At 53.7% G+C, this 3,092-nt stretch carries 1 protein-coding gene and 1 pseudogene; both read right to left on the reverse strand.

Going from position 1 to position 3,092, the window contains the following annotated elements:
* Positions 1 to 617: 617 nt before the first annotated feature.
* The gene (locus tag ABX962_RS33775) at positions 618 to 1,592 is read right to left on the reverse strand and encodes a DKNYY domain-containing protein (protein WP_372726069.1); all 975 of its coding nucleotides are present in this window, start codon (positions 1,590 to 1,592) and stop codon (positions 618 to 620) included.
* Between the two features lie 1,112 nt (positions 1,593 to 2,704).
* Positions 2,705 to 3,092: pseudogene (locus ABX962_RS33780) on the reverse strand (methylamine utilization protein); the annotation flags it as partial.

Raw genomic sequence — 3,092 nt, forward strand, 5'->3', positions numbered from 1 at the left:
AGGAGTATGACATTTACGTTTCGCCCGCTCGCGCCAGCGTCCTATTGCCATTCGTCAAAGCGGGTTTCACCTACACATGTGGCCCCAGTAATCTGTCGATGCCAAAGACCAATTCAAAATGAGCAGGGTGGACCGGCAGCCAAATTCCCCGTAGCGGAACTCGTCAAGAGTTTCGAACCGCCACCCCATTTCAAATCGAAGCACCTTATACGAATTGGCCAGCTCGCTCGACTCGCGCGACAGCAGCGAGTGATTCGCAAGCAATTGCGTTGACCTATCAATACTCTACTCGCGACTTGGGTCGAGTAGAATGATGTTTCCTCTCCGTCATTCCAATCTTGCTGTCTGTCATCCGTTATCACCAGAGGCGTGCAAACAAACCGAATCAGTCTGCACCGCGCTGCCCACCGAACACTTCTCACACCTCACACTGCAAAGATTACCTGCAACGCGACGCTAAACGATCGACAGGTATGCTCCACCATTGCAATGTCCTATCGGCAGGCAGAGGCGAATCATCACGGTTCAGCGGACGGTGACGAGCGACTCCACTACAGTTAAGACGGGAACCACCGCAGGTGTGCCTAGAAACCCAAGGTAAACGTGCCCGGGGCAGGTTAGGGATGGGGGCGAGTCGTAGCTTCGCCGTTCTCGTGCCGCCAAGGCCCGTCACGCTCTTCGATTTCGTTGTAGAAATAGAAATGGTTCTTGTCGCGTGCGAAGGGACCGTGGCCACTTGGATGCTGAACGCTCGACGGGAAGAATTTCAGATACTTGCTTCCTAGAACTTCAAATGTTTTCGGATCTGCACCAGCGATAATATGCCGCTCCCAGTAGACATTTTTGGCGTCTTTCGCATAGCCTGCAAACTTTAGGTCCTCGAATGTATTGGGATCGACGGTGTCAATGCGTTTGTTGCCAAAGAACACATTGCTCGCGTCGCGGTTCCATCCCTCAGTAGCATAGGGGCCCTTGTGATAACGGCCTCCAGACCAAACGTTGGAGATGTAACCCGGCGACGATGCCTCGAACGTCGCGGCCTCTGCTGGAAGCGTAGTATGTCCCAAGTAAGCATGCTTGTCGTCGACCGAAAAATCCCCTTTCAACCGTCGAAACGAACCGGGATCCGCCCCTTCGATTTTGATGGCACGGTAATACACTTGATCTTTATCGCACGCGAATCTTCCCGCTTCGTCCAACAACCGGAATGTGGCGGGGTCGGCGTCTAGTATCTCGATCTCACGGGCAAGCTTCACAAAAACGTGGTTTTTGTCGACGGCGAAAAGCTCTCCTGGGGGATGGTGCTCCGGAAATACCTGTTTAAAAGCACGAAATGTCTCGGCATCAGCATCTTCGACGGGCGTAAGCCCCCGTTTCCCTGTAAACGGGATGAATCCTCCCGCGAAAACGGCTTGTCCATCGATCACGTGAATACCGTAACTTACAGGTTCGTTCTTCTTTGGCTTGATAGATGCCTCCGAAGCCGACTCCAAACCCTGCGTTTCATTAACGCTTCGGTAGGCAAAATACGTGAGGCCCACGACCAGAATCACGATCGACAAACCGACGATGCGAATCGTGTGTCTGTGCATTATGTAGAGGGCCAAAGGTTGATCGTCGCCCATGGCAGCGATGTGTTGGACGTGTGTTGGTTGGACGACGAACGGTCGCTATCACCGAGAGTGGACGATCGATTCTCTACTTTTAAAGTTGCCTGAACCGCTCTCCGGTAACTGCTTTTGCTCATTCGTCGGCCCCGGATTGCAGACAAAGCGTTGGTACCGACGTTGTGCCATCAGCTGCCACGGAAATGTAAGGCATTCCGAGTCGCCAGTAGGTTTGAATATACCGGGAATCAACAGAGGGAGTGAGCTGCCACTGATATCGCCCAGGATGCAACGGTATATGTCGCCGGGCAACCCCGTCCGAATCTGTTAAGAACGATTTGAATCCTCCATCGCCGCCGTCGGGGCCAATTCGCGTCAGACCAACGATGACGTTCCGAACGGGTTTACCGTCGTCGGCGGCAACGACTCGCAGCAGAGATGGGCCGTCCACTCCTGACTGTGCGTCGACGATATCTCGATAAAATTCGATGCGTTTTGCAAGTCGCCTTTCAGTCGCCGTACGATGAAGATGCATAAAGAATACGGCGACCAAAGCCGCAACCGTAACGACAGCGAAAAGCGTACGTATCGAAAATCGCAAGGGCATTTGCTGGACTTAGGTTCCCAGTAAGTTTGGTGGTGAATCAGACCACAAGTCGGCATTCATCCGGAAGGGGCATCATCAGGCAAAGAATCATTTTAGCGGACTCGAATGCAAGATTCCCTGCTTGCGGTCTTGGTGCGTGGATTGCCCCGACCAAAAGAAAGAGTACGCACCAAAAGGATATCAAAAATTGCTCGGGGGCCGATCGCAACACCGCACTGTCCCAACACATCACGCATCGTTTTGCGCCCGATGATTACGCTCGTGCGTCATCGTCGCCCCCCCGCCATCGAGTCGCGTATGAATTCGTCGCAAACGAATCAACCAGCTTGGATCGCCCGCCCCCCATAATTACAGCCAGGCCGCTTGAAAGCTGCGAAGCATCACGAGTTTAGAAACGGTTTGCATCACCTTGCCCGAGCGGTTGGGCATCCGCGCCCAAACTCGCTTTCACTGCTTCGACATCCATCTTCTTGTTACCTGACGCGTTAGTTCAATTGGGCTGTAGTGACGTAGCAGGCACAAGGATATCCCCGAGATCGTTCACACCCTCAACAAGATCGACACGGAATCGCCTCCGCGGCCATTCAGTCTCCTCGCCAAAAATGCCCACACGATCAATTCGCCCGGCCTCGTGAAAGACTCGGAACGTCAACCTTGCGTTTGCGGGCAACCCCGCAATGCTGATGCTGCCCTCCGAATCAGAGCAAGCTACAAATGGATGATCTAGAACAAAGACGTAGGCACGCATCCATGGGTGTCGATTGCAGTCAACCGGAATGGGTGCGGGCTCCGGTCGAGGCACTGGAATCCGTTTAGAAACGCCTGGCGGAATCTGCTCGTCGCGAGGCTGGTTCGCGAAGAAACTGACAACGGGATTG

This window comes from Novipirellula sp. (assembly GCF_041583735.1).
Classification (GTDB): Bacteria; Planctomycetota; Planctomycetia; order Pirellulales; family Pirellulaceae; genus Novipirellula.

Bases quoted from the DNA above. Each gene is read 5' to 3' on its own strand.
- ABX962_RS33775 (WP_372726069.1), bottom strand. From the start codon at position 1,592: ATGCACAGACACACGATTCGCATCGTCGGTTTGTCGATCGTGATTCTG.